The 1,679-nt window shown below is 28.3% G+C and carries 2 protein-coding genes; one reads left to right on the top strand and one right to left on the bottom strand.

What is annotated here, in order from left to right:
* Positions 1-647 (bottom strand): DUF2920 family protein (locus AJ930_RS08930; RefSeq protein WP_148122820.1); only part of this gene is annotated, 647 nt, incomplete at its 3' end.
* A gap of 60 nt (positions 648-707) precedes the next feature.
* Here AJ930_RS08930 and AJ930_RS08925 point away from each other — a divergent pair.
* Positions 708-1,679, top strand: a 972-nt coding sequence (locus AJ930_RS08925) for an AMP-binding protein (RefSeq protein ID WP_148122819.1), incomplete at its 3' end; no start/stop codon positions are given.

Genomic DNA, 1,679 nt, shown 5'->3' with positions numbered 1-1,679 from the left:
CCATCCACATACCAAGGAGCTATTTTTGCTATGAGTAAAGATAGATATCCTCCATATGACCCCCCGCCATAAATTTTTGGTAAATCTGCAAATTTTGGAAAGCGTTTAACTAAATCTTTTAAAGCATTGATATGATCAATAGCTGCCATAATGCCAAAATTTTGATAATCCCTGTTAGGTGGGATAAAAGTGGAAGTAAAATTTAGTTTAAAGTTATGATCGAGTTTATTTTGCATTTTTAAATTTTCTACATGTTTTACTAAAGAATTCGCTAAAAAAAGCGCATTATCATTATTTATTTCACCATAAGAAAAATGAAACTGATTTAATAAATTTTTAATATTTTTAATATCTTCCTCTTGAAAATATTTGTATGCACTATATTTCTCAACATCCGAACGCCTTTGACAAAAACAATGATAAAAAACATGCACTGCTACAACATCAAAATTTTTAGCAATATAATTTCTATAAGAGTCTAAAAAATATATACTTTGGTTTGCACCATAACCACCTATTACAAAAACTATAGCTTTAATATCTTTTTTATCATCATAACTTATGCGGTATTCAAGCTTGCTAGTTCTTTTAATACCTAGCTCTACATCATCACAAGAATCAATTTCAAAGGTTTGGTTTATGAGCATATAAAGGCCTTTTTTATTAATTTATCGATATTATATTACAAAAAACTAAAAAGGCAAATCATGACAACTCACATCTACGATTTTTTAGAAAAAAATTTAATCAAATTTAGTAAAAAAACTGCTTTTGTAGAACCTTTTGCCAAGGAAAGAAAAGAAATCACTTATAAAAACTTTGATCTTTTTTCTAAAAAACTAGCCAGTGAAATTTTAAGAAACCTAGGAAATGATAATCCTATACAAGCTCCTGTTTTAATCATCTTGTCTAAAGGGATTGATTGTTTAATTTCATTTTTTGGAGTGGCATTAAGTGGAAATTTTTATACCCTTTTAGATGAAAAAAGTCCTAAAGAAAGAGTAGAAAAAGTCATAGAGGTTTTAAAACCTAAACTTTTTATCACTTCAAAAGATTTAAATTTTAACTTAAATTTGCCTACGCTTTATACAGAGGACTTTGAAAGTTTTAATATAGATGAAAGTTTAATAAAAAATGCAAAAGAAAAACACATAGATACTAATTTACTTTATGTTCTTTTTACAAGTGGGAGTACAGGCACTCCTAAAGGAGTAAGCATAGCCCATAAGAGTGTGATTGATTATACTTTTTGGGTATGTGAGACTTTTAAATTTGATGAGAATGAAATTTTAGCCAATCAAGCGCCATTTTATTTTGACAATAGCATTTTAGATATTTTTTCAAGTGTAAAATCAGGAGCGACTTTACATCTTTTACCTAATCATCTTTTTGCCTTTCCAAATAAAATTTTAGAATGCCTTGAAAAAGAAAAAGTAAGCACTATATTTTGGGTACCTTCAGTGCTGATTTATTTTGCAAATACTGAAGCTTTGAATAATTTTAGTTTAAATGCCTTAAAAAAGATACTTTTTTGTGGTGAAATCATGCCCAATAAACAGCTAAATATTTGGCGTAAACACTTACCCAATGCTTTGTTTTCCAACCTTTATGGTCCAACAGAAATCACTGATGTATGTTCTTTTTATATCATCAATCGCACTTTTAAAGATGAAGAACTT

Source organism: Campylobacter sp. BCW_6871, assembly GCF_001762325.1.
In the GTDB taxonomy this organism is placed as follows: domain Bacteria; phylum Campylobacterota; class Campylobacteria; order Campylobacterales; family Campylobacteraceae; genus Campylobacter_D; species Campylobacter_D jejuni.
The sequence above is the reverse complement of the archived record's forward strand: the minus strand, read 5'-3'. Positions and strand labels throughout refer to the sequence as shown.